The organism is Pseudomonas sp. FW507-12TSA (assembly GCF_058781435.1).
Genome location: NZ_JBYSWT010000014.1, coordinates 74,071 through 93,585, shown reverse-complemented (window position 1 = coordinate 93,585; position 19,515 = coordinate 74,071). Strand labels below are relative to the sequence as shown.

Here is a 19,515-nt window from a genome sequence, read left to right as displayed (position 1 = left end):
GCTCGGCGGGTTTCAAGCACACTCCGAAACGCTGTGGCCAGCCCGGCGGCTACATCAACCGCTTGCGTTCGCTGGAAGGCGCGATCCCAAGGGATTCGCGGTACTTGGCGACGGTCCGGCGGGCTACCTGGATACCTTGTGCCTCCAGTAAACCAGCGATCTTGCTGTCACTCAACGGCTTTTTCTGATTTTCCGCAGCCACCAGTTTCTTGATGATCGCGCGGATCGCCGTGGACGAGCATTCACCGCCTTCGGAGGTGCTGACGTGGCTCGAGAAAAAGTATTTCAGCTCATATATGCCCCGTGGGGTATGCATGAATTTCTGCGTGGTCACCCGGGAAATCGTCGACTCGTGCATGCCTACCGCTTCGGCGATGTCGTGCAGGACCAGGGGCTTCATCGCTTCGTCGCCGTACTCGAGGAATCCACGTTGGTGCTCGACGATCTGGGTGGCGACCTTCATCAGGGTTTCATTGCGGCTCTGCAGGCTCTTGATGAACCAGCGGGCCTCCTGCAACTGGTTGCGCATGAAGGTGTTGTCCGCACTGGTATCGGCGCGGCGCACGAACCCGGCGTACTGGGCGTTGACCCGCAGGCGTGGCACGGATTCCTGGTTCAGCTCCACCAGCCAGCGTTCGTTGTCCTTGCGCACGATGACGTCAGGAACCACGTACTCGGCTTCGCTGGACTCGATCTGCGAACCCGGGCGCGGGTTGAGGCTCTGGACCAGTTCGATGACCTGGCGCAGCTCGTCTTCCTTGAGCTTCATGCGGCGCATCAGTTGGCTGTAGTCGCGGCTGCCCAGCAGGTCGATGTAGTCGTTGACCAGGCGCTGGGCCTCGGCCAGCCAAGGGGTTTTCGCCGGCAACTGGCGCAGTTGCAGCAGCAGGCATTCGCCCAGGCTGCGGGCGCCGATGCCGGCCGGCTCGAATTGCTGGATGCGGTGCAACACAGCCTCGACCTCATCCAGCTCGATATCCAGCTCGGGGTCGAAGGCTTCGAGAATCTCTTCCAGGGTTTCGTCCAGGTAGCCCTGGTTGTTGATGCAGTCGATCAGGGTCACTGCGATCAGGCGGTCGGTGTCCGACATCGGGGCCAGGTTCAGCTGCCAGAGCAGGTGGCTCTGCAGGCTTTCACCAGCCGAGGTGCGGGTGGTGAAGTCCCACTCGTCATCATCGCTGCTGGGCAGGCTGCTGGCGCTGGTCTGGTACACATCTTCCCAGGCGGTATCCACCGGTAGCTCGTTGGGGATACGTTCGTTCCATTCACCGTCCTCGAGGCTGTCCACCGTCTGGGTGGTTTCCTGGTAGGAGGGTTCCTGGATCTCGGTGTTGGGTTTGGACTCGGTGTTGTCGGCCAGGGGGTCGCTGTTGTCGAAGTCGTCGCCGTCTTCCTGGCGTTCGAGCATCGGGTTGGACTCCAGGGCTTCCTGGATTTCCTGTTGCAGGTCCAGGGTCGACAGTTGGAGCAGGCGGATGGCCTGTTGCAGCTGCGGTGTCATCGTCAGCTGCTGGCCCATTCTCAGGACTAGCGATGGTTTCATGGCAGGGGCTTAACACCTTAATTGCCGGCGCACATGCGCCATCCACTACAGGGCGCCGGAGCGCCAAACATAAGCAAATTATATGCCTGAAACTGAAGTGTTTGCCTAGAGCGCTGTAACAATAAAGTTTGTGGGGTTTTATCGTTCCCAGCGCCCAGGCAATGGGTCCTGCACCTCAGCCCTTACAGGCGGAACTCATGGCCCAGGTAGACTTCCTTGACCAGTTCGTTGGCCAGGATGGTCTGGGAGTCGCCTTCGGCTATCAGTTGTCCGTCGTTGACGATATAGGCGGTCTCACAGATGTCCAGGGTTTCGCGGACGTTGTGGTCGGTGATCAGCACGCCGATCCCCTTGGCCTTGAGGTGATGGATGATCTGCTTGATGTCGCCGACCGAGATCGGGTCCACGCCTGCGAAAGGTTCGTCCAGCAGGATGAACTTGGGGGCGGTGGCCAGGGCCCGGGCAATTTCCACGCGGCGGCGTTCACCACCGGACAGGCTCATGCCGAGGTTGTCGCGGATGTGGTTGATGTGGAACTCCTGCAGCAGGCTTTCCAGCTCCTGGCGACGGCCGGCCTTGTCCAGTTCCTTGCGGGTCTCGAGGATGGCCATGATGTTGTCGGCCACCGACAGCTTGCGGAAGATCGAGGCTTCCTGGGGCAGGTAGCCGATGCCGGCACGGGCGCGGCCGTGCATCGGTTGGTGGCTGACGTCCAGGTCGTCGATCAGGACTCGGCCCTGGTCGGCCTGGACCAGGCCCACGATCATGTAGAAGCAGGTGGTCTTGCCGGCACCGTTGGGGCCAAGCAGGCCGACGATCTGGCCGCTGTCGATGGACAGGCTGACATCACGCACGACCTGGCGGCTCTTGTAACTCTTGGCCAGATGCTGGGCTTTGAGAGTTGCCATTACTGGGCCTTTTGCTCGTCGGTTTTCTTTTTCGGCTGGATGACCATGTCGATTCGCGGACGTGGCGCGGTAACCGAGCTGCCGTTGGCGCGCCCGGCGTTGGCCACTTGCTTGACGGTGTCGTAGACGATTTTCTCGCCTTCGGTGGTGTTGCCGTCGTTGATGACCTTGGCCTTGTCGATCAGCACGATGCGGTTTTGCTGGGCATGGTACTGGATGGTCACGGCATAGGCCTGGACCGGCTTCGGGTCGGTCTGCTTCTGCAGTTGCTCGAAGTAGGCCAGGTTGCCCACCGAGGTCACTACGTCGATTTCACCGGTCTTGGCCCGGGTGATGGTCACGGTATTGCCGGTGATCTTCATCGAGCCCTGGGTGATGATTACATCGCCCTTGTAGGTGGCCACGCCATTCTTGTCGTCGAGCTGGGCGTCATCGGCCTGGATGCGGATCGGCTGTTGGCTATCGTTCGGCAGAGCCCAGGCGCTCACGCTTCCCAGTGCTGCGCCCAGACTGAGCAAAATAGGGAGGGTTTTAACGAGCCTCATACTGTCCTCTTACGTTCGATAGCAGGTTCATCCTGCCGTCTTTCAAATACGCTTTCATTCCCTTGGCAGTGGTCACGCCGTCGGCGCCGTCGATTCTAACGGCTTGCTCGGTCTGCGCATATTGCTTCTGCGGGAATACTGTCATGCGGCTGGTGGTGATCAGCAGGTTGCGATTTCTCTCGTCGGTACGGGCCACGCGGACCGAGTCGATCAGCTCGACTTCGGTGCCATCGGGGTTGACCTCGCCACGCTCGCTCTGGACATGCCACGGATAGGTGGTGCCGCGATACATCTGCAGGTCCGGCTTGGTCAGCAGGGTGACTTCGCTGGCCTTGACGTGCTCGACCTTGTCCGAGGTCATCTCGTACTGCAGCTTGCCATCGGGCAGGTACTGCACGCTTTGGGCGTTGATCACGAAATAGTCGATGGCGCTTTCGTCGACCTGCACCACTGGCTTGTCGAGAAACCGCTCAGGGCTGATGTTCCAGTAACCGACCGCCGCGAACAGCAGGGCGATGGTCCCGAAGATCAGGATGTTGCGAATCTTTTTGCTCAGCATCGGTGGGACCCTATAAATAAGCAGCGTTGGCTGCTTCGAGGCGGTCCTGGGCATGCAGGATCAGTTCGCAGAACTCGCGGGCAGCGCCTTCGCCGCCCCGTGCCGTTGTAGTGCCGTGGGCATGCTCGCGGACGAACGGGGCCGCGTTGGCGACCGCCATGCCCAGGCCGACGCGGCGGATAACCGGCAGGTCGGGCAAGTCATCGCCCAGATAGGCGACCTGTTCATAGCTTAGGCCCAGTTGGGCGAGAAGCTCGTCCAATACCACCAGTTTGTCTTCGCGGCCCTGGTACAGGTGAGGGATTCCCAGGTTCTTGGCCCGGCGCTCGACTACTGGCGTCTTGCGGCCACTGATGATGGCGGTTTGTACTCCGGCGGCCATGAGCATCTTGATGCCCTGGCCGTCGAGAGTATTGAAGGTCTTGAATTCGCTGCCATCCTCGAGGAAGTACAGGCGCCCGTCGGTCAGCACGCCATCGACGTCGAAGACCGCCAGCTTGATGTGCTTGCCGCGTTGCAGCAGGTCGTCGGTCATTACATCACTCCCGCGCGCAGCAGGTCGGACAGGTTGAAGGCGCCGATCGGGCGATCCTCGTTATCCACCACGATCAGTGCGTTGATTCGATTGTCTTCCATGATCTTCAAGGCTTCGGCTGCCAGCATTTCGGCGCGTGCGGTCTTGCCGCGCAGGGTCATGACTTCATCGATGGTGGTGTGATGGATGTCGATGTTGCGGTCCAGGGTGCGGCGCAAGTCGCCGTCGGTGAAGACCCCGGCCAGGCGCCCATCGGCCTCGGCGATGGCGGTCATGCCCAGGCCCTTGCGGCTCATCTCCATCAGGGCGTCCTTGAGCAGGGTGCCGCGCTGGACCTGGGGCAGCTGTTCGCCGGCATGCATGATGTTCTCGACCTTCAGCAACAGGCGACGCCCCAGTGCACCACCGGGGTGGGAGAAGGCGAAGTCTTCGGCGGTGAAGCCGCGCGCCTCCAGCAGCGCCACGGCCAGGGCATCGCCCATGACCAGGGCGGCGGTGGTCGAGGATGTCGGTGCCAGGTTCAGTGGGCAGGCCTCATGTTCGATATGGGCGTTGAGGTTGACGTCGGCGGCTTTGGCCAGCGGCGAATCAGGGTTGCCGGTAATACTGATCAATTGGATGCCCAAGCGCTTGATCAGTGGCAGCAGGGTCACGATTTCATTGGTGGAGCCGGAGTTGGAGAGGGCGAGGATCACATCGTCGCGGGTGATCATGCCCATGTCGCCATGGCTGGCTTCGGCCGGGTGGACGAAGAACGCCGTGGTGCCGGTACTGGCCAGGGTGGCGGCGATCTTGTTGCCGATATGCCCGGACTTGCCCATGCCGACCACTACTACTCGACCTTTGCTGGCCAGAATCATCTCGCAAGCACGAACGAAATCTGCATCGATATGGGGCAGCAAGCTCTCTACTGCCTGGATTTCGAGGCGAATTGTGCGTTGTGCCGATTGAATCAGGTCGCTGGATTGACTCATGTCTGAAATCGTATAGCCCGATGAAAAGGCGGCGATTATAGCGGTAATGATCGAATCCCTCACGCAAGTTCGTCAGCCTTTGTTTACTTGCGCAGAGAATCTGGCGATTTTGCCTGTCCTATACCTGAACGGTCCGGCTTCGGCCTTGGGGGCTCTGCATCAGCAGTGATATAGTTCGCCGCCAGTTCGGCCTGCCCAGGGGCACGTGCTCTCGGGAGAGAGCCTAGCGTCCGAGTGTTAGGCTGCATCGCAAGGAGTTTAGATGAGTGCCGACAACGCTTACGCGGTCGAGCTGAAGGGCGTTTCCTTCAAGCGCGGTGCGCGCAGCATATTCAATAACGTGGATATCCGTATTCCGCGGGGCAAGGTCACCGGCATCATGGGGCCTTCCGGCTGTGGGAAAACTACCCTGTTGCGCTTGATGGGCATGCAGTTGCGGCCCAGCAGCGGCGAGGTCTGGGTCAATGGCCAGAACCTGCCGACGCTCTCGCGCAGCGATCTGTTCGATGCTCGCAAGCAGATGGGCGTGCTGTTCCAGAGCGGTGCGCTGTTCACCGACCTGGATGTCTTCGAGAACGTGGCCTTTCCGCTGCGGGTGCATACCCAGCTGCCTGACGAAATGATTCGTGACATTGTCCTGCTCAAGCTGCAGGCGGTGGGGCTGCGTGGGGCTGTCGACCTCATGCCCGACGAGCTGTCCGGTGGCATGATGCGTCGGGTCGCCCTGGCCCGGGCCATCGCCCTGGATCCGCAGATCCTCATGTACGACGAGCCTTTCGTGGGCCAGGACCCAATCGCCATGGGGGTGTTGGTGCGCCTGATTCGCCTGCTCAACGATGCCCTGGGCATCACCAGCATCGTGGTGTCCCATGACCTGGCGGAAACCGCGAGCATCGCCGACTACCTCTATGTAGTGGGGGATGGCCAGGTGCTGGGCCAGGGAACTCCTGCCGAGTTGATGGACTCCGACAATCCGCGTATCCGGCAATTCATGAAGGGCGATCCCGACGGCCCGGTACCGTTTCACTTTCCAGCGCCGGACTACCGCGCAGATCTTCTGGGGAAGCGCTGATGCGCAAGATATCGCTAATCGAGAGGATTCGCCTCTTCGGTCGCTCAGGCATCGATGTCCTGGCGGTACTGGGGCGTTCCACCCTGTTCCTGTTCCATACGCTGCTCGGTCGCGGCAGTATCGGCGGTGGTTTCGGCCTGTTGGTCAAGCAACTGCATTCAGTGGGCGTCATGTCCCTGGTGATCATCGTCGTGTCCGGCATCTTCATCGGCATGGTGCTCGCGCTGCAGGGCTTCAACATCCTCTCAAGCTACGGTTCGGAGCAGGCAGTAGGCCAGATGGTCGCCCTGACCCTGCTGCGCGAGCTGGGGCCGGTGGTCACCGCGTTGCTGTTCGCCGGCCGCGCCGGCTCGGCACTGACCGCCGAGATCGGCAACATGAAATCCACCGAGCAGCTCTCCAGCCTGGAGATGATCGGTGTCGATCCGCTCAAGTACATCATCGCCCCGCGCCTGTGGGCTGGCTTCATCTCCTTGCCCCTGCTGGCCATTATCTTCTGCGTGGTGGGTATCTGGGGTGGCTCGTGGGTGGCCGTCGACTGGCTGGGGGTCTATGAAGGTTCCTACTGGGCGAACATGCAGAACAGCGTGAATTTCAATAGTGACGTGCTCAATGGCGTGATCAAGAGCATCGTCTTTGCCTTTGTAGTGACCTGGATCGCCGTATTCCAAGGCTACGACTGTGAGCCCACCTCAGAGGGGATCAGTCGTGCCACTACCAAGACCGTGGTGTACGCCTCGTTGGCCGTACTGGGCTTGGACTTTATTCTGACCGCCTTGATGTTTGGAGATTTCTGATGCAAAACCGCACCCTGGAAATCGGTGTCGGCCTTTTCCTGCTGGCCGGCATCCTGGCTTTGCTGTTGCTTGCCCTGCGGGTCAGTGGCTTGTCTCCGACCGCGAGCACCGATACTTATAAACTTTATGCCTATTTCGACAATATCGCCGGTTTGACGGTCAGAGCTAAGGTGACCATGGCCGGGGTGACCGTCGGCAAGGTCACGGCAATCGATCTGGACCGCGACAGCTTCACTGGCCGGGTGACGATGCAACTGGAAAAACGCGTGGATAACCTGCCGACCGACTCCACTGCATCTATCCTGACTGCTGGCCTGTTGGGTGAGAAATACATCGGTATCAGCGTGGGTGGGGAAGAGGCCCTGCTCAAGGATGGTGGAACCATCCACGACACCCAGTCGTCGCTGGTATTGGAAGACCTGATCGGTAAATTCCTGCTCAATACCGTTAGCAAAGACGCCAAATGAGGAGTTTTTCGATGATTTCTATCTTGCGACGTGGCCTGCTGGTGCTATTCGCTGCGCTGCCGTTGCTGGCCAATGCGGCAAGCCCGACCTCCGCCCATGACCTGGTGCAGGACACTACCAACCGCCTGCTGGCCGATCTTGCCGCCAATAAAGAGAAGTACAAGCAAAGCCCGAACGACTTCTACAACTCCCTGAACGGTATTGTCGGCCCTGCGGTGGACGCCGATGGCATCTCCCGCAGCATCATGACCGTGAAGTATTCGCGCAAGGCCACCCCGGAGCAGATGGCGCGCTTCCAGGAGAACTTCAAGCGCAGCCTGATCCAGTTCTATGGCAACGCGCTGCTGGAATACAACAACCAGGGCATCACCATTTCTCCTCCCAAGGATGAAAGCGGTACCCGTACCAGCGTCGACATGCAGGTCAAGGGTAACAACGGGGCGATCTACCCGGTGTCCTACACCCTGGAGAAGATCAGCGGCGAGTGGAAAATTCGTAACGTGATCATCAATGGCATCAATATCGGCAAGCTGTTCCGCGATCAGTTCGCCGATGCCATGCAGCGCAACGGCAACAACCTGGACAAGACCATCGACGGCTGGGCCGGCGAAGTGGCCAAGGCCAAGGAAGCTACCGACAACGCTGCGCCAAAGGCCGAGCAATGAGCGAGGCGGGCGTACGCCTCGGTACCGCCGGGGAGCTGTTGATCAGCGGCGTGCTGGACTATCGCAGCGGCCCGGGCCTGCGCAAGCAGGGCCAGGCGCTGATCAAGTCGAGCCAGGCCCCGGCGCTGGTGCTCGACTGCTCGGCGGTAGAGCGCTCCAGCAGTGTCGGCCTGGCCTTGTTGCTGGCCTTCATGCGTGACGCCCAGGCGCTGGGCAAGGCCGTGAGCGTGCATGCGCTTCCGGACGGCATGAAGGAGATCGCCGAGGTGTCCGGAGTGACCGAGATCCTCGCGCAGCCCTAGTCGCCACAGGGTCACGCAAAGCCCCCCGTCAGAGTCCTGCTTATGCGGGGTTCGCAGGCGCGGGGCTTTTTTGTATGATGTCCGACCCGCGCGCACAGGGCGCCGATTGAGGTTGAGCATGCAGGCCAACGAAGTGAAGAGCTTTCTCGAGGGAAAGCTGCCCGGAACTCAGGTAGAAGTTGAGGGCGAAGGCTGCAACTTTCAGCTGAACGTGATTAGCGACGAACTGTCGGCCTTGAGCCCGGTTAAGCGTCAGCAGAGCATCTATGCCCATTTGAATCCATGGATTGCCAATGGCAGCATCCACGCGATCACCATGAAATTTTTCAGCCGCGCGGCCTGGGCCGAGCGCACCTGAGCCCAAGGGCGTCGAGACTCTTATGGATAAATTGATTATTACCGGCGGTGCACGCCTCGATGGCGAGATCCGCATTTCCGGGGCCAAGAACTCCGCGCTGCCTATCCTGGCGGCAACCCTGCTGTGCGATGGCCCGGTCACCGTGGCCAACCTGCCGCACCTGCACGACATCACCACCATGATCGAGCTGTTCGGTCGCATGGGCATCGAGCCTGTGATCGACGAGAAACTCAGCGTCGAGATCGACCCGCGGACCATCAAGACCCTGGTGGCGCCTTACGAACTGGTCAAGACCATGCGTGCCTCGATCCTGGTGCTGGGCCCGATGGTCGCGCGCTTCGGTGAAGCCGAAGTGGCCTTGCCTGGCGGCTGCGCCATCGGCTCGCGACCGGTGGACCTGCACATCCGCGGCCTGGAAGCCATGGGCGCGCAGATCGACGTCGAAGGCGGCTACATCAAGGCCCGTGCCCCCGAAGGCGGCCTGCGTGGCGCGAACTTCTTCTTCGATACCGTGAGCGTGACCGGTACCGAGAACATCATGATGGCCGCTGCCCTGGCCAAGGGCCGCAGCGTGCTGCAGAACGCCGCCCGCGAACCCGAAGTCGTCGACCTGGCGAACTTCCTGATCGCCATGGGCGCGAAGATCTCCGGCGCCGGCACCGACACCATCACCATCGATGGCGTCGAGCGCCTGCACTCGGCCACCTACAAGGTCATGCCCGACCGTATCGAGACCGGCACCTACCTGGTGGCCGCCGCCGTTACCGGTGGCCGGGTCAAGGTCAAGGATACCGATCCGACCATCCTTGAAGCCGTACTGGAAAAACTCAAGGAAGCGGGCGCCGAAGTCACCACCGGCAGCGACTGGATCGAGCTCGACATGCACGGCAAGCGCCCCAAGGCGGTCAACGTGCGTACCGCTCCATACCCGGCTTTCCCGACCGACATGCAGGCGCAGTTCATTTCCCTGAACGCGATTGCCGAGGGCACTGGCGCGGTGATCGAGACCATCTTCGAGAACCGCTTCATGCACGTGTACGAGTTGCACCGCATGGGCGCCAAGATCCAGGTCGAAGGCAACACCGCCATCGTCACCGGCGCCGACCTGCTCAAGGGCGCGCCAGTGATGGCCACCGACCTGCGGGCTTCGGCCAGCCTGGTGATCTCGGCCCTGATGGCCGAAGGCGATACCCTGATCGATCGCATCTACCACATCGACCGTGGCTACGAGTGCATCGAAGAGAAGCTGCAGATGCTGGGCGCGAAGATCCGCCGCGTACCGGGCTAGCCTGCCGTGGGCACAGGGAGGTGCCACAGATTCTTGTTCCACGTCGAGCCTGTCTTCAGGCTCGACGCATGTCTGGCGCCGTTTGCGTCCGGGCATCAGTCGCCGCATAAGGACTTACGTTACTCATGTTGACCATCGCACTGTCCAAGGGCCGTATCCTCGACGACACGCTGCCGCTTCTGGCTGAAGCGGGCATCGTGCCAACCGAGAATCCGGACAAGAGCCGCAAACTGATCATCCCCACGACCCAGGACGATGTACGCCTGCTGATCGTGCGTGCCACCGACGTGCCGACCTATGTCGAGCATGGCGCCGCCGATCTCGGGGTGGCCGGCAAGGACGTCCTGATGGAGTACGGCAGCCAGGGCCTGTACGAGCCGCTGGACCTGCAGATCGCCAAGTGCAAGTTGATGACTGCCGGCGCCATCGGTGCCCAGGAGCCCAAGGGCCGCCTGCGGATCGCCACCAAGTTCGTCAACGTGGCCAAGCGCTACTACGCTGAGCAGGGCCGCCAAGTGGACATCATCAAGCTTTATGGTTCCATGGAGCTGGCACCGCTGATCGGCCTGGCGGACAAGATCATCGACGTGGTCGATACCGGCAATACCCTGCGAGCCAATGGCCTGGAACCCCAGGAACTGATCGCTACCATCAGCTCCCGCCTGGTGGTCAACAAGGCATCCATGAAGATGCAGCACGCCCGCATCCAGTTGCTCATCGATACCCTGCGCAAGGCAGTGGAATCGCGACACCGCGGCTGACTCACATGCGTGGCCCACGAGCCGCGCCCATCTATCCGCGTCATACCCAGCATGCTCAGGTGCCCACGCGGATGGCCTGGTAGTCTTGCGGCGCCTGAGTCATGCAAAACCAAGCTTGTCCTTTTGTGCATTCGCCAATCAATGAGGCCTTCGCTATGACCGCTCCCACTGCAATTCGCCGACTCAACGCTGCCGATGCGGATTTCGCCCGACATCTGGATCATCTGCTGAGCTGGGAAAGCGTGTCCGACGACGCGGTCAACCAGCGTGTGCTCGACATCATCAAGGCCGTGCGCGAGCGTGGTGACGCGGCGCTGGTGGAGTTCACCCAGCGTTTCGATGGCGTCCAGGCCAAGGCCATCGATGACCTGATCCTCGACCGTGCCCGCCTGGAGCTGGCCCTGACCCGCATCACTCCGGTACAGCGCGAGGCCCTGGAAAAGGCCGCCAACCGCGTGCGCGTCTACCATGAGCGGCAGAAGCAGGACTCCTGGCAGTACACCGAGGCCGATGGCACCGTGCTCGGCCAGAAGGTCACGCCCCTGGACCGTGCCGGCCTGTATGTACCGGGTGGCAAGGCGTCGTATCCGTCTTCGGTGCTGATGAACGCCATCCCGGCGAAAGTTGCCGGTGTCTCCGAGGTGGTGATGGTGGTGCCGACTCCTCGTGGCGAGGTCAACGAGCTGGTGCTGGCCGCCGCCTGCATCGCCGGGGTCGACCGGGTGTTCACCATCGGTGGCGCCCAGGCCGTGGCCGCGCTGGCCTATGGCACCCAGAGCGTGCCCCAGGTGGACAAGATCGTCGGTCCGGGCAACATCTATGTGGCCACCGCCAAGCGGCATGTATTCGGCCAGGTCGGTATCGACATGATCGCCGGTCCCTCGGAGATCCTGGTGGTGTGCGATGGCCAGACCGATCCGGACTGGATCGCCATGGATCTGTTTTCCCAGGCCGAGCATGATGAGGATGCCCAGGCGATCCTGGTCAGCCCGGATGCCGAGTTCCTCGATCGGGTAGCCGCCAGCATCGCCAAGCTGCTACCGACCATGGAGCGGGCCGAGATCATCAACACCTCGATCAATGGCCGGGGTGCGCTGATCCAGGTCCGCGACATGCAGCAAGCCATCGAGGTGGCCAACCGCATCGCTCCCGAGCACCTGGAGCTATCGGTGGCCGACCCGCAAGCCTGGCTGGGGCAGATCCGCCACGCCGGGGCGATCTTCATGGGCCGCCACACTTCGGAGGCCTTGGGCGACTACTGCGCCGGCCCGAACCACGTGCTGCCGACTTCCGGCACCGCGCGTTTTTCCTCGCCGCTGGGGGTGTATGACTTCCAGAAGCGCTCGTCGATCATCTTCTGTTCCGAGCAGGGCGCATCCGAACTGGGCCGTACGGCCTCGGTGCTGGCCCGTGGCGAGTCGCTGACCGCCCACGCCCGCAGCGCTGAATACCGTATCGTCGACGACCAAGATCAGGGGCAATGAGCATGAGCAAATTCTGGAGTCCGTTCGTCAAGAACCTGGTGCCCTACGTACCGGGCGAACAACCCAAGCTGACCAAGCTGGTCAAGCTCAACACCAACGAAAATCCCTATGGCCCGTCGCCCAAGGCCCTGGCCGCGATGCAGGCCGAGCTCAACGATAACCTGCGGCTGTACCCCGATCCCAACAGCGACCTGCTCAAGCAGTCGGTGGCCAGCTACTACGGGGTGCAGGCCAACCAGGTGTTCCTCGGCAACGGTTCCGACGAAGTCCTGGCGCACATCTTCCATGGCCTGCTGCAACAGGACCTGCCGCTGCTGTTCCCGGACATCAGCTACAGCTTCTATCCGGTGTATTGCGGCCTGTATGGCATCGATTTCGAGGCGGTGCCGCTGGACGAGCAATTCCAGATCCGCGTGGCCGACTACGCCAAGCCCAATGGCGGCATCATTTTCCCCAACCCGAATGCGCCTACCGGTTGCCTGTTGGCCCTGGAGGCGGTGGAGCAGATCCTCAAGGCCAGCCCCGATTCGGTGGCGGTCGTGGATGAGGCCTACATCGATTTCGGTGGCCAGACCGCCATCAGCCTGGTGGATCGCTACCCGAACCTGCTGGTGACCCAGACCCTGTCCAAGTCCCGTTCCCTGGCGGGTTTGCGGGTGGGCCTGGCGGTAGGGCATCCGGACCTGATCGAGGCCCTGGAACGGGTCAAGAACAGCTTCAACTCCTACCCCCTGGATCGCCTGGCGATCGTCGGTGCGGCCGCGGCTTTCGAAGATCGCGAGTACTTCCAGAAGACTTGCCAGCAGGTAATTGAAAGTCGCGAATGGCTGGTGGCGCAGTTGCAGGCCAAGGGTTTCGAAGTACTGCCTTCGGCGGCCAACTTCATCTTTGTCCGCCACCCGCAACACGATGCCGCGGGCCTGGCAGCCAAGCTGCGGGAGCAAGGCGTGATCGTGCGTCACTTCAAGCAGCAGCGGATCGCCCAGTTCCTGCGGATCAGCATCGGCACGCCGGAGCAGAACCAGGCCCTGGTCGACGGATTGGGGCAGCTCTAAGCGGCAAGCTGGAAGCCCTGAGCATGTGCCTGGGGCTTCTCGCTTGCAGCTAAAGGCTTGCCGCTTTGCCACTGCAGCCTGCGGCTGCTCTTATTCGTGGTGCGGTTGTCCCAGGAAGGTCAGGGAGCTGAACAGGCCGCGGGAGGCCGCGTCGGGGTTGTCCTTGAGCGGCACCTCGACCTGCGCGGCGATCACGTTCAAGCCTTCGTTGCGCACCAGTACCTGGGCGCGGCCCTGGGCATCGGTCTCGGTGCTCAGGGTATTGGGTGCATTGCGGTAATCCCCCACCAGCTTCACTCCCGCCGCCGGCTGGCCGTCGAGCAGGACCCGTACCGGCAGGCTCTTGCCGGGGCCCACCAACAGCGGATCGGTCTCGGGCACGATCACCAGCTTGAGCTGATCGAGGCTGGGCAGCTTCGTTCCGGGCTGATAGATCGCCAGGCTGTACTTGAAGGTATGGGTCGAGGCGATGGCGCCAGGCACCTGGCTACGTCCCTGGTTGATCCACTGTTTGTCGGCGGTTTGCGACCAGGGCCCGTTGTCCAGGGCGACCGCCAGCACAGCTGGAGGCTTGAGCGGTTGCAGCCGGGCGTGATCGGCAAGGCGTTGCACCGTCACCGGGATCATCCTTCCCAGGCTGTCATAGGCCCAGGCGCCGCTGATCTTGCGCGGCTTGAAGGCATCGTCCTCGGCGCCATGGCCGTACACCACCTCGATGTTGCCGCGTCGCTGTTCGGTCCACAGGCCATGGGCCACGGCCTGGGTGGTGCCTAGGGTGCCGAGCAGGCCCAGCAGGACAATGGTTTGCATCGATTGCATGGTGGTTCCCTTCTACAGGTTGAGTGTCAGGCTGACGGTGAAGTTGCGCGGTTCTCCCGGGGTGACCCAGTAGTTGCTGTAGGAGCGCTCGTAGTACTTCTCGTCGAACAGGTTGTTCAGGTTCAGGCCCAGGGTCAGGTTGTCGCTGGCCTTGTAGTGGGCCAGCAGGTCCAGGGTACGGTAGGCGGGAAGTTCGAAGCGGCCTCCGGCCTCGCCCGAACGGTCGCCGACATAAGTCAGGGCCGCGCCGATATCCGAGCCCTTGAGGCGACCGTCCTGGAATTCATAGACCCCCAGCAGGCTGCCACTGTGCTTGGCGACCCCGAGAATGCGGCTGCCGGCGGGAATTGCCTGGTCGCCCTTGGTGACTTCGGCATCGATCAGCGCATAGGCGCCGATCACCCGTACCGCGTCGCTCAACTGGCCACTGAATTGCAAATCGAAGCCCTGGCTGCGGGCCTTGCCCATGGCGCGGCTGGAATCGGTGCCGGGATCCAGGGCCAGGACGTTCTCCTTGTCTATATGAAAAGCGGCGAGGGTTGCGCTCAAGCGCTCGTCGAACAGTTCGCTCTTGATCCCCACTTCATAACCGACGCCTTCCTCGGGTTTGAAGGTCTTGCCGGCGGCATCCAGCCCATTGTTGGGCTTGAACGAGGTGGAGGCGTTGGCGAATACGCCGAGCTGCGGAGTCAGTTGATACAGGAGCCCGGCGCGTTGGGTCAGGGCGTCGTGGTTCTGGCGGCTGCGCTTGCCGGTGGCGTGGTCGTCGATCCGTTGCTCGAAATGTTCGAAACGCGCGCCCAGCATGCCGCGCAGGCGTTCGCTGAAGACGATCTGGTCTTGGAGGTTCACGGCGCGGCTTTCGACGTGCTCGAAAAAGTCAGTGCCGGAGCGCTTGCCGTCGGGCTTGGCCTGGCCGTAGACCGGGTTGTAGATATCGATGGCATAGGGGCTGCCAGCAATGGCGGTGACCCGCTCGTTCTTGCGGTAGTTCTCGTATTCGCTACCGATCAGCAGCTCATGTTGCCAGCTGCCGAGGTCGAACAGGCCGCGCAGTTCCAGCTGGGTGATGCTGTCGTGCCAGTTATTGTCGCGCTCGCGGTAGCGCCGGTCGACGGTATGCCGGTCGGCATTCAAGGGGCGGGTTTCCGAGGCGAAGCCCCACAGTTTGCCCTCCTTGTAGTGGCTGGCCAGGCGCAGCTTCCAGTTGTCGTCGAGGTGATGTTCCAGGCTGGCCTGAAGCATGCTGTTGTGGTTGTCGATGTTGCCGTCGCTGGGCTCGCCGAGAAAGGTCGAGCGCGAGACGCCATTCCAGCGGTTGCCGGGGGCGACGATGCCGCGGTCGAAGGTCGAGCTGTGGCGAACGAACTCGCTTTCCAGCAGCAGGCTGGTATCCGGGTTCAACTGCCAGCTCAAGGAGGGGGCGACGAACACCCGGCGACTGTCGACGTGCTCGCGAAAGCTGTGGTTGTCCTCCACCGCCAGGTTGACCCTCGACAGCAGGTTGCCCTGGGCATCCAGCGGGGTGTTGAGGTCCAGTTCGGTGCGGTAGCGATCCCAGCTACCGGCACTGGTGCGCAGGGTGGTGAATGCCTGCGGCTGGGGCTTCTTGGTGACGATGTTCACCGTGCCCCCGGGGTCGCCACGGCCGTAGAGGCTGGCGGCCGGGCCCTTGAGCACTTCGATGCGTTCGATGCTGGCGGCGTCCGGGGTGCTGGGGTAGCCACGATTGGCGCTGAAGCCGTCCTTGTAGAACTCCGAGGTGGTGAACCCGCGGATGCTGTATTCATACAAGGTCAGGCCGCCGAAGTTGTTCTGCTTCGAGACGCCGCCGGCGAAGTCCAGGGCCCGCTCGACGTTACTGCTGCCCAGGTCCTGGAGCACGCTGGCGGGGATCACGCTGATGGACTGCGGGATCTCGCGAATCGCCGTATCGGTCTTGGTGGCGCTGGCGGAGCGGGTGGCCCGGTAGCCCTTCACCGGGCCCGTGGCGGATTCGGACTCGCCGCTGATGCGGATGGTTTCCAGTTCCACCGGCTGCGGTTCTTCGGCGTATACGGGATCGGCCAGCAGGCCCAGGGCCAGGCCTGCCAGGGGGAAGATTCTTCGGGGCGTCATGGGGCTGTTCCAATAGCGATATTGAAACAATATAACATGACCAATGAGAATGTATATTGTTAGCCCGGCATGGCCGGGCTCACATCATTCCTCTTCCTTGACTGGCGCGGGAGGCGGTCGCAGGCCGATCTCGGCGGTCAGCTTGAGTTCCTTGCCGTTGCGCATGACCTGGATCGCCACCTTCTCGGTGGGCTTGATCCGGGCCACCTGGTTCATCGAGCGGCGGCCGTCGCCGGCAGGTTCGCCATCGATGCTGAGGATCACGTCGCCCAGTTGCATGCCGGCCTTTTGCGCCGGGCCATCGCGGAAGATCCCCGCCACTACGATGCCCGGGCGCCCGGCCAGCCCGAAGGACTCCGCCAGCTCCTGGGTCAGCGGCTGCACCTCGATTCCCAGCCAGCCACGGATGACCTGGCCGTGTTCGATGATCGACTTCATCACTTCCATGGCCAGCTTGATCGGGATGGCGAAGCCGATGCCCTGGGAGCCGCCGGACTTGGAGAAGATCGCGGTGTTGATGCCGGTCAGGTTGCCGTTGGCGTCCACCAGGGCGCCGCCGGAGTTGCCCGGGTTGATCGCCGCATCGGTCTGGATGAAGTCTTCGTAGTTGTTCAGGCCCAGCTGGTTGCGGCCAGTGGCGCTGATGATGCCCATGGTCACGGTCTGGCCTACCCCGAACGGGTTGCCGATGGCCAGGGCGACATCGCCGACGCGGACGTTTTCCGAGCGGCCGACGGTGATCGAGGGCAGGTTCTTCAGGTCGATCTTGAGTACCGCCAGGTCGGTTTCCGGGTCGCTGCCGATGACCCGGGCCAGGGTTTCCCGGCCGTCCTTGAGGGCCACCACGATTTGCTCGGCGCCGGAGGTCACGTGGTTGTTGGTCAGCAGATAGCCTTCGGGGCTCATGATCACCCCGGAACCCAGGCTCGACTCCATGCGCTGCTGCTTGGGCAGGTTGTCACCGAAGAAGCGTCGGAACTGCGGGTCCTCGAACAGCGGGTGGGCCGGCCGGTTGATCACCTTGGTGGTGTACAGGTTGACCACCGCAGGGGCGGCGATGATCACCGCATCGGCGTAGGACACCGGGCCCTGTTGGGTACCAGTGGTTTGCGGCGCTTGCTGCAGGTTCACATCCAGGCTGGGCAGGCCGACCCATTGCGGGTAACGCTGAATAATCAACAACGCGATAAGCACGCCGGCCAGTAGTGGCCAGCCGAAAAAACGCAGAGCCTTGAGCATCGGGCAAGTCCTGGGTGGTTACGAAGGGCTGCGCACGGCCCCATAATGTCGCGCATTATACGAGGCCGCACGCGCCTCTGGACGGGATATTTAGGAGTCTTTCATGGCCGTTGCCCTGAGCACACTGGTAGAAGAAGCGGATCGCTACCTGGGCAGTTCGCGTATCGCCGACTATTGCCCCAATGGCCTGCAGGTCGAAGGGCGTCCACAGGTCATGCGCATCGTCAGTGGAGTCACCGCCAGCCAGGCGTTGCTGGACGCGGCAGTAGAGGCCAAGGCCGACCTGGTGCTGGTCCACCATGGCTATTTCTGGAAAGGCGAGAACCCTTGCATCACCGGCATGAAGCAGCGCCGGTTGAAGACCCTGCTCAAGCATGACATCAGCCTGCTGGCCTATCACCTGCCCCTGGACCTGCATCCGGAATTGGGCAACAACGTGCAATTGGCCCGGCAACTGGACATAACCGTGGAAGGCCCGCTGGATCCGGAGAACCCCAAGGTCGTGGGGCTGGTGGGTTCCCTGGACGAGCCCGTCACTGCGCGGGACTTCGCCCGCCGGGTACAGGAAGCGATGGGCCGCGAACCGCTGCTGGTGGAAGGCAGCGAGATGATCCGCCGGGTCGGCTGGTGCACTGGCGGTGGCCAGGGTTACATCGACCAGGCGGTGCAGGCCGGGGTCGACCTGTACCTGAGTGGCGAGGCTTCGGAACAGACCTTCCACAGCGCCCGGGAGAACGACATCAGTTTCATCGCTGCCGGCCACCATGCCACCGAGCGTTACGGCGTGCAGGCTCTGGGTGACTACCTGGCCCGGCGCTTCGCCCTGGAGCACCTGTTCATCGATTGCCCGAACCCGATCTGACGGCATTTCGTCAGGTCTTTCCCGGTGGGCCCCGCCGGTGTCGATCGCCGCTTGCGGCCGCATCGGCAGGGCCCGGAACCAGCGAACGGGCGGGTATATTCATATACCGTTTCGTTCTATTTGGCTCCCTGATTAGAAGAAGGCCGCTGTGCTAGCATGCCCCGCTCGAACACGGCCCGCAGGCCGTCCATAAGAAAGCTTTCGTGAGTAGCCATGGTCGACAAACTGACGCATCTGAAACAGCTGGAGGCGGAAAGCATCCACATCATCCGCGAGGTGGCGGCCGAGTTCGACAATCCGGTGATGCTGTACTCCATCGGCAAGGACTCTGCGGTGATGTTGCATCTGGCCCGCAAGGCGTTCTTCCCCGGCAAGCTGCCATTCCCGGTGATGCACGTCGATACCCGGTGGAAATTCCAGGAGATGTACAAGTTCCGCGATCGCATGGTCGAGGAAATGGGCCTGGACCTGATTACCCACGTCAACCCCGATGGCGTGGCCCAGGGCATCAATCCCTTCACCCACGGCAGTGCCAAGCACACCGATATCATGAAGACCGAGGGCCTCAAGCAAGCCCTGGACAAGCACGGCTTCGACGCCGCGTTCGGCGGGGCTCGCCGCGATGAAGAGAAGTCCCGCGCCAAGGAGCGCGTCTACTCGTTCCGCGACAGCAAGCACCGCTGGGACCCGAAGAACCAGCGTCCCGAGCTGTGGAACGTGTACAACGGCAAGGTCAACAAGGGCGAGTCGATCCGTGTGTTCCCGCTGTCCAACTGGACCGAGCTGGACATCTGGCAATACATCTACCTGGAAGGTATCCCGATCGTGCCGCTGTACTTCGCCGCCGAGCGTGAAGTGATCGAGAAGAACGGCACCCTGATCATGATCGACGACGAGCGCATCCTCGAACACCTCAGCGATGAGGAGAAGGCGCGCATCGTCAAGAAGAAAGTGCGTTTCCGTACCCTGGGCTGCTACCCGTTGACGGGCGCGGTCGAGTCCGAAGCCGAGACCCTGACCGACATCATCCAGGAAATGCTCCTGACCCGTACGTCGGAGCGCCAGGGCCGGGTCATCGACCACGATGGCGCAGGCTCGATGGAAGACAAAAAACGCCAAGGGTACTTTTAAGCTTCGAGTTACAAGCGGCAAGCAGCAAGTTAA

At 62.1% G+C, this 19,515-nt stretch carries 21 protein-coding genes; 12 read left to right on the top strand and 9 right to left on the bottom strand.

Annotation, left to right across the window (positions count from 1 at the left end; translation table 11 throughout):
• Positions 1 to 49 precede the first annotated feature (49 nt).
• From AC3WK8_RS15295 to AC3WK8_RS15270, 6 genes are all read right to left on the bottom strand, one after another.
• Positions 50 to 1,543, bottom strand: a complete 1,494-nt coding sequence (locus AC3WK8_RS15295) for an RNA polymerase factor sigma-54 (protein WP_085596310.1) — start codon at positions 1,541 to 1,543, stop codon at positions 50 to 52.
• A gap of 182 nt (positions 1,544 to 1,725) precedes the next feature.
• Positions 1,726 to 2,451, bottom strand: coding sequence for an LPS export ABC transporter ATP-binding protein (gene lptB / locus AC3WK8_RS15290; protein ID WP_022642325.1), 726 nt, complete (start codon positions 2,449 to 2,451; stop codon positions 1,726 to 1,728).
• Positions 2,451 to 2,996 (bottom strand): lipopolysaccharide transport periplasmic protein LptA, encoded by a 546-nt coding sequence (lptA, locus tag AC3WK8_RS15285; protein WP_053134140.1) that lies wholly within the window; start codon positions 2,994 to 2,996, stop codon positions 2,451 to 2,453. Before lptA ends, lptB begins: the two co-directional genes overlap by 1 nt.
• Positions 2,983 to 3,555 carry an LPS export ABC transporter periplasmic protein LptC gene (gene lptC, locus AC3WK8_RS15280; RefSeq protein ID WP_103325015.1) on the bottom strand — a complete coding sequence of 191 codons (573 nt, stop codon included), beginning with the start codon at positions 3,553 to 3,555 and terminating at the stop codon, positions 2,983 to 2,985. Before lptC ends, lptA begins: the two co-directional genes overlap by 14 nt.
• 10 nt (positions 3,556 to 3,565) lie before the next feature.
• Positions 3,566 to 4,090 (bottom strand): KdsC family phosphatase, encoded by a 525-nt coding sequence (locus tag AC3WK8_RS15275; RefSeq protein ID WP_103325014.1) that lies wholly within the window; start codon positions 4,088 to 4,090, stop codon positions 3,566 to 3,568.
• A complete protein-coding gene (locus tag AC3WK8_RS15270; protein ID WP_031320905.1) occupies positions 4,090 to 5,064 on the bottom strand; it encodes a KpsF/GutQ family sugar-phosphate isomerase in 975 nt (324 codons plus the stop codon). Before AC3WK8_RS15270 ends, AC3WK8_RS15275 begins: the two co-directional genes overlap by 1 nt.
• Positions 5,065 to 5,326: 262 nt before the next feature.
• On the opposite strand from AC3WK8_RS15270, the gene AC3WK8_RS15265 reads away from it, so the two are divergent.
• From AC3WK8_RS15265 to hisC, 10 genes are all read left to right on the top strand, one after another.
• The gene (locus AC3WK8_RS15265) at positions 5,327 to 6,136 is read left to right on the top strand and encodes an ATP-binding cassette domain-containing protein (protein ID WP_085596306.1); all 810 of its coding nucleotides are present in this window, start codon (positions 5,327 to 5,329) and stop codon (positions 6,134 to 6,136) included.
• The gene (gene mlaE / locus AC3WK8_RS15260) at positions 6,136 to 6,933 is read left to right on the top strand and encodes a lipid asymmetry maintenance ABC transporter permease subunit MlaE (protein ID WP_085596305.1); all 798 of its coding nucleotides are present in this window, start codon (positions 6,136 to 6,138) and stop codon (positions 6,931 to 6,933) included. The genes AC3WK8_RS15265 and mlaE overlap by 1 nt, the downstream gene beginning before the upstream one ends.
• On the top strand, positions 6,933 to 7,400 hold the full coding sequence (mlaD, locus tag AC3WK8_RS15255) for an outer membrane lipid asymmetry maintenance protein MlaD (protein WP_085596304.1): 468 nt from the start codon (positions 6,933 to 6,935) through the stop codon (positions 7,398 to 7,400). The genes mlaE and mlaD overlap by 1 nt, the downstream gene beginning before the upstream one ends.
• 11 nt (positions 7,401 to 7,411) lie before the next feature.
• Positions 7,412 to 8,065 (top strand): MlaC/ttg2D family ABC transporter substrate-binding protein, encoded by a 654-nt coding sequence (locus AC3WK8_RS15250; protein WP_103325013.1) that lies wholly within the window; start codon positions 7,412 to 7,414, stop codon positions 8,063 to 8,065.
• Positions 8,062 to 8,367 carry an STAS domain-containing protein gene (locus AC3WK8_RS15245; RefSeq protein WP_085596302.1) on the top strand — a complete coding sequence of 102 codons (306 nt, stop codon included), beginning with the start codon at positions 8,062 to 8,064 and terminating at the stop codon, positions 8,365 to 8,367. The genes AC3WK8_RS15250 and AC3WK8_RS15245 overlap by 4 nt, the downstream gene beginning before the upstream one ends.
• Before the next feature lie 118 nt (positions 8,368 to 8,485).
• Positions 8,486 to 8,725, top strand: a complete 240-nt coding sequence (locus tag AC3WK8_RS15240) for a BolA family protein (protein ID WP_022642333.1) — start codon at positions 8,486 to 8,488, stop codon at positions 8,723 to 8,725.
• Positions 8,726 to 8,747: 22 nt separating this feature from the next.
• The gene (gene murA / locus AC3WK8_RS15235) at positions 8,748 to 10,013 is read left to right on the top strand and encodes a UDP-N-acetylglucosamine 1-carboxyvinyltransferase (RefSeq protein WP_022642334.1); all 1,266 of its coding nucleotides are present in this window, start codon (positions 8,748 to 8,750) and stop codon (positions 10,011 to 10,013) included.
• A gap of 125 nt (positions 10,014 to 10,138) precedes the next feature.
• The gene (hisG, locus tag AC3WK8_RS15230; protein ID WP_053134145.1) at positions 10,139 to 10,774 is read left to right on the top strand and encodes an ATP phosphoribosyltransferase; all 636 of its coding nucleotides are present in this window, start codon (positions 10,139 to 10,141) and stop codon (positions 10,772 to 10,774) included.
• A 155-nt stretch (positions 10,775 to 10,929) separates the two neighbouring features.
• Positions 10,930 to 12,258 carry a histidinol dehydrogenase gene (hisD, locus tag AC3WK8_RS15225; RefSeq protein ID WP_103325012.1) on the top strand — a complete coding sequence of 443 codons (1,329 nt, stop codon included), beginning with the start codon at positions 10,930 to 10,932 and terminating at the stop codon, positions 12,256 to 12,258.
• 2 nt (positions 12,259 to 12,260) lie between these two features.
• The gene (gene hisC / locus AC3WK8_RS15220) at positions 12,261 to 13,313 is read left to right on the top strand and encodes a histidinol-phosphate transaminase (protein ID WP_103325011.1); all 1,053 of its coding nucleotides are present in this window, start codon (positions 12,261 to 12,263) and stop codon (positions 13,311 to 13,313) included.
• A 90-nt stretch (positions 13,314 to 13,403) separates the two neighbouring features.
• On the opposite strand, the gene AC3WK8_RS15215 is transcribed toward hisC, so the two are convergent.
• The 3 genes from AC3WK8_RS15215 to algW form a co-directional block, all read right to left on the bottom strand.
• On the bottom strand, positions 13,404 to 14,123 hold the full coding sequence (locus tag AC3WK8_RS15215) for a DUF4198 domain-containing protein (RefSeq protein ID WP_178088017.1): 720 nt from the start codon (positions 14,121 to 14,123) through the stop codon (positions 13,404 to 13,406).
• Positions 14,124 to 14,144: 21 nt separating this feature from the next.
• A complete protein-coding gene (locus AC3WK8_RS15210; protein WP_103325009.1) occupies positions 14,145 to 16,250 on the bottom strand; it encodes a TonB-dependent siderophore receptor in 2,106 nt (701 codons plus the stop codon).
• Between the two features lie 84 nt (positions 16,251 to 16,334).
• On the bottom strand, positions 16,335 to 17,489 hold the full coding sequence (algW, locus tag AC3WK8_RS15205) for a Do family serine endopeptidase AlgW (RefSeq protein WP_022642338.1): 1,155 nt from the start codon (positions 17,487 to 17,489) through the stop codon (positions 16,335 to 16,337).
• Between the two features lie 103 nt (positions 17,490 to 17,592).
• Between algW and AC3WK8_RS15200 the strand changes: the two genes are divergently transcribed.
• Positions 17,593 to 18,351, top strand: coding sequence for a Nif3-like dinuclear metal center hexameric protein (locus AC3WK8_RS15200; RefSeq protein ID WP_103325008.1), 759 nt, complete (start codon positions 17,593 to 17,595; stop codon positions 18,349 to 18,351).
• A gap of 213 nt (positions 18,352 to 18,564) precedes the next feature.
• Positions 18,565 to 19,482: a sulfate adenylyltransferase subunit CysD gene (cysD, locus tag AC3WK8_RS15195; protein ID WP_022642340.1), complete on the top strand. Its 918-nt coding sequence runs from the start codon at positions 18,565 to 18,567 to the stop codon at positions 19,480 to 19,482.
• Positions 19,483 to 19,515 lie beyond the last annotated feature (33 nt).

Coding starts and splice junctions, on each gene's coding strand:
- AC3WK8_RS15265 (WP_085596306.1), top strand. CDS start 5,327: ATGAGTGCCGACAACGCTTACGCGGTCGAGCTGAAGGGCGTTTCCTTC.
- lptC (WP_103325015.1), bottom strand. CDS start 3,555: ATGCTGAGCAAAAAGATTCGCAACATCCTGATCTTCGGGACCATCGCC.
- AC3WK8_RS15240 (WP_022642333.1), top strand. CDS start 8,486: ATGCAGGCCAACGAAGTGAAGAGCTTTCTCGAGGGAAAGCTGCCCGGA.
- hisD (WP_103325012.1), top strand. CDS start 10,930: ATGACCGCTCCCACTGCAATTCGCCGACTCAACGCTGCCGATGCGGAT.
- AC3WK8_RS15250 (WP_103325013.1), top strand. CDS start 7,412: ATGATTTCTATCTTGCGACGTGGCCTGCTGGTGCTATTCGCTGCGCTG.
- AC3WK8_RS15270 (WP_031320905.1), bottom strand. CDS start 5,064: ATGAGTCAATCCAGCGACCTGATTCAATCGGCACAACGCACAATTCGC.
- mlaE (WP_085596305.1), top strand. CDS start 6,136: ATGCGCAAGATATCGCTAATCGAGAGGATTCGCCTCTTCGGTCGCTCA.
- cysD (WP_022642340.1), top strand. CDS start 18,565: ATGGTCGACAAACTGACGCATCTGAAACAGCTGGAGGCGGAAAGCATC.
- algW (WP_022642338.1), bottom strand. CDS start 17,489: ATGCTCAAGGCTCTGCGTTTTTTCGGCTGGCCACTACTGGCCGGCGTG.
- AC3WK8_RS15275 (WP_103325014.1), bottom strand. CDS start 4,090: ATGACCGACGACCTGCTGCAACGCGGCAAGCACATCAAGCTGGCGGTC.
- AC3WK8_RS15210 (WP_103325009.1), bottom strand. CDS start 16,250: ATGACGCCCCGAAGAATCTTCCCCCTGGCAGGCCTGGCCCTGGGCCTG.
- murA (WP_022642334.1), top strand. CDS start 8,748: ATGGATAAATTGATTATTACCGGCGGTGCACGCCTCGATGGCGAGATC.
- lptB (WP_022642325.1), bottom strand. CDS start 2,451: ATGGCAACTCTCAAAGCCCAGCATCTGGCCAAGAGTTACAAGAGCCGC.
- AC3WK8_RS15245 (WP_085596302.1), top strand. CDS start 8,062: ATGAGCGAGGCGGGCGTACGCCTCGGTACCGCCGGGGAGCTGTTGATC.
- AC3WK8_RS15295 (WP_085596310.1), bottom strand. CDS start 1,543: ATGAAACCATCGCTAGTCCTGAGAATGGGCCAGCAGCTGACGATGACA.
- hisC (WP_103325011.1), top strand. CDS start 12,261: ATGAGCAAATTCTGGAGTCCGTTCGTCAAGAACCTGGTGCCCTACGTA.
- AC3WK8_RS15200 (WP_103325008.1), top strand. CDS start 17,593: ATGGCCGTTGCCCTGAGCACACTGGTAGAAGAAGCGGATCGCTACCTG.
- lptA (WP_053134140.1), bottom strand. CDS start 2,996: ATGAGGCTCGTTAAAACCCTCCCTATTTTGCTCAGTCTGGGCGCAGCA.
- AC3WK8_RS15215 (WP_178088017.1), bottom strand. CDS start 14,123: ATGCAAACCATTGTCCTGCTGGGCCTGCTCGGCACCCTAGGCACCACC.
- hisG (WP_053134145.1), top strand. CDS start 10,139: ATGTTGACCATCGCACTGTCCAAGGGCCGTATCCTCGACGACACGCTG.
- mlaD (WP_085596304.1), top strand. CDS start 6,933: ATGCAAAACCGCACCCTGGAAATCGGTGTCGGCCTTTTCCTGCTGGCC.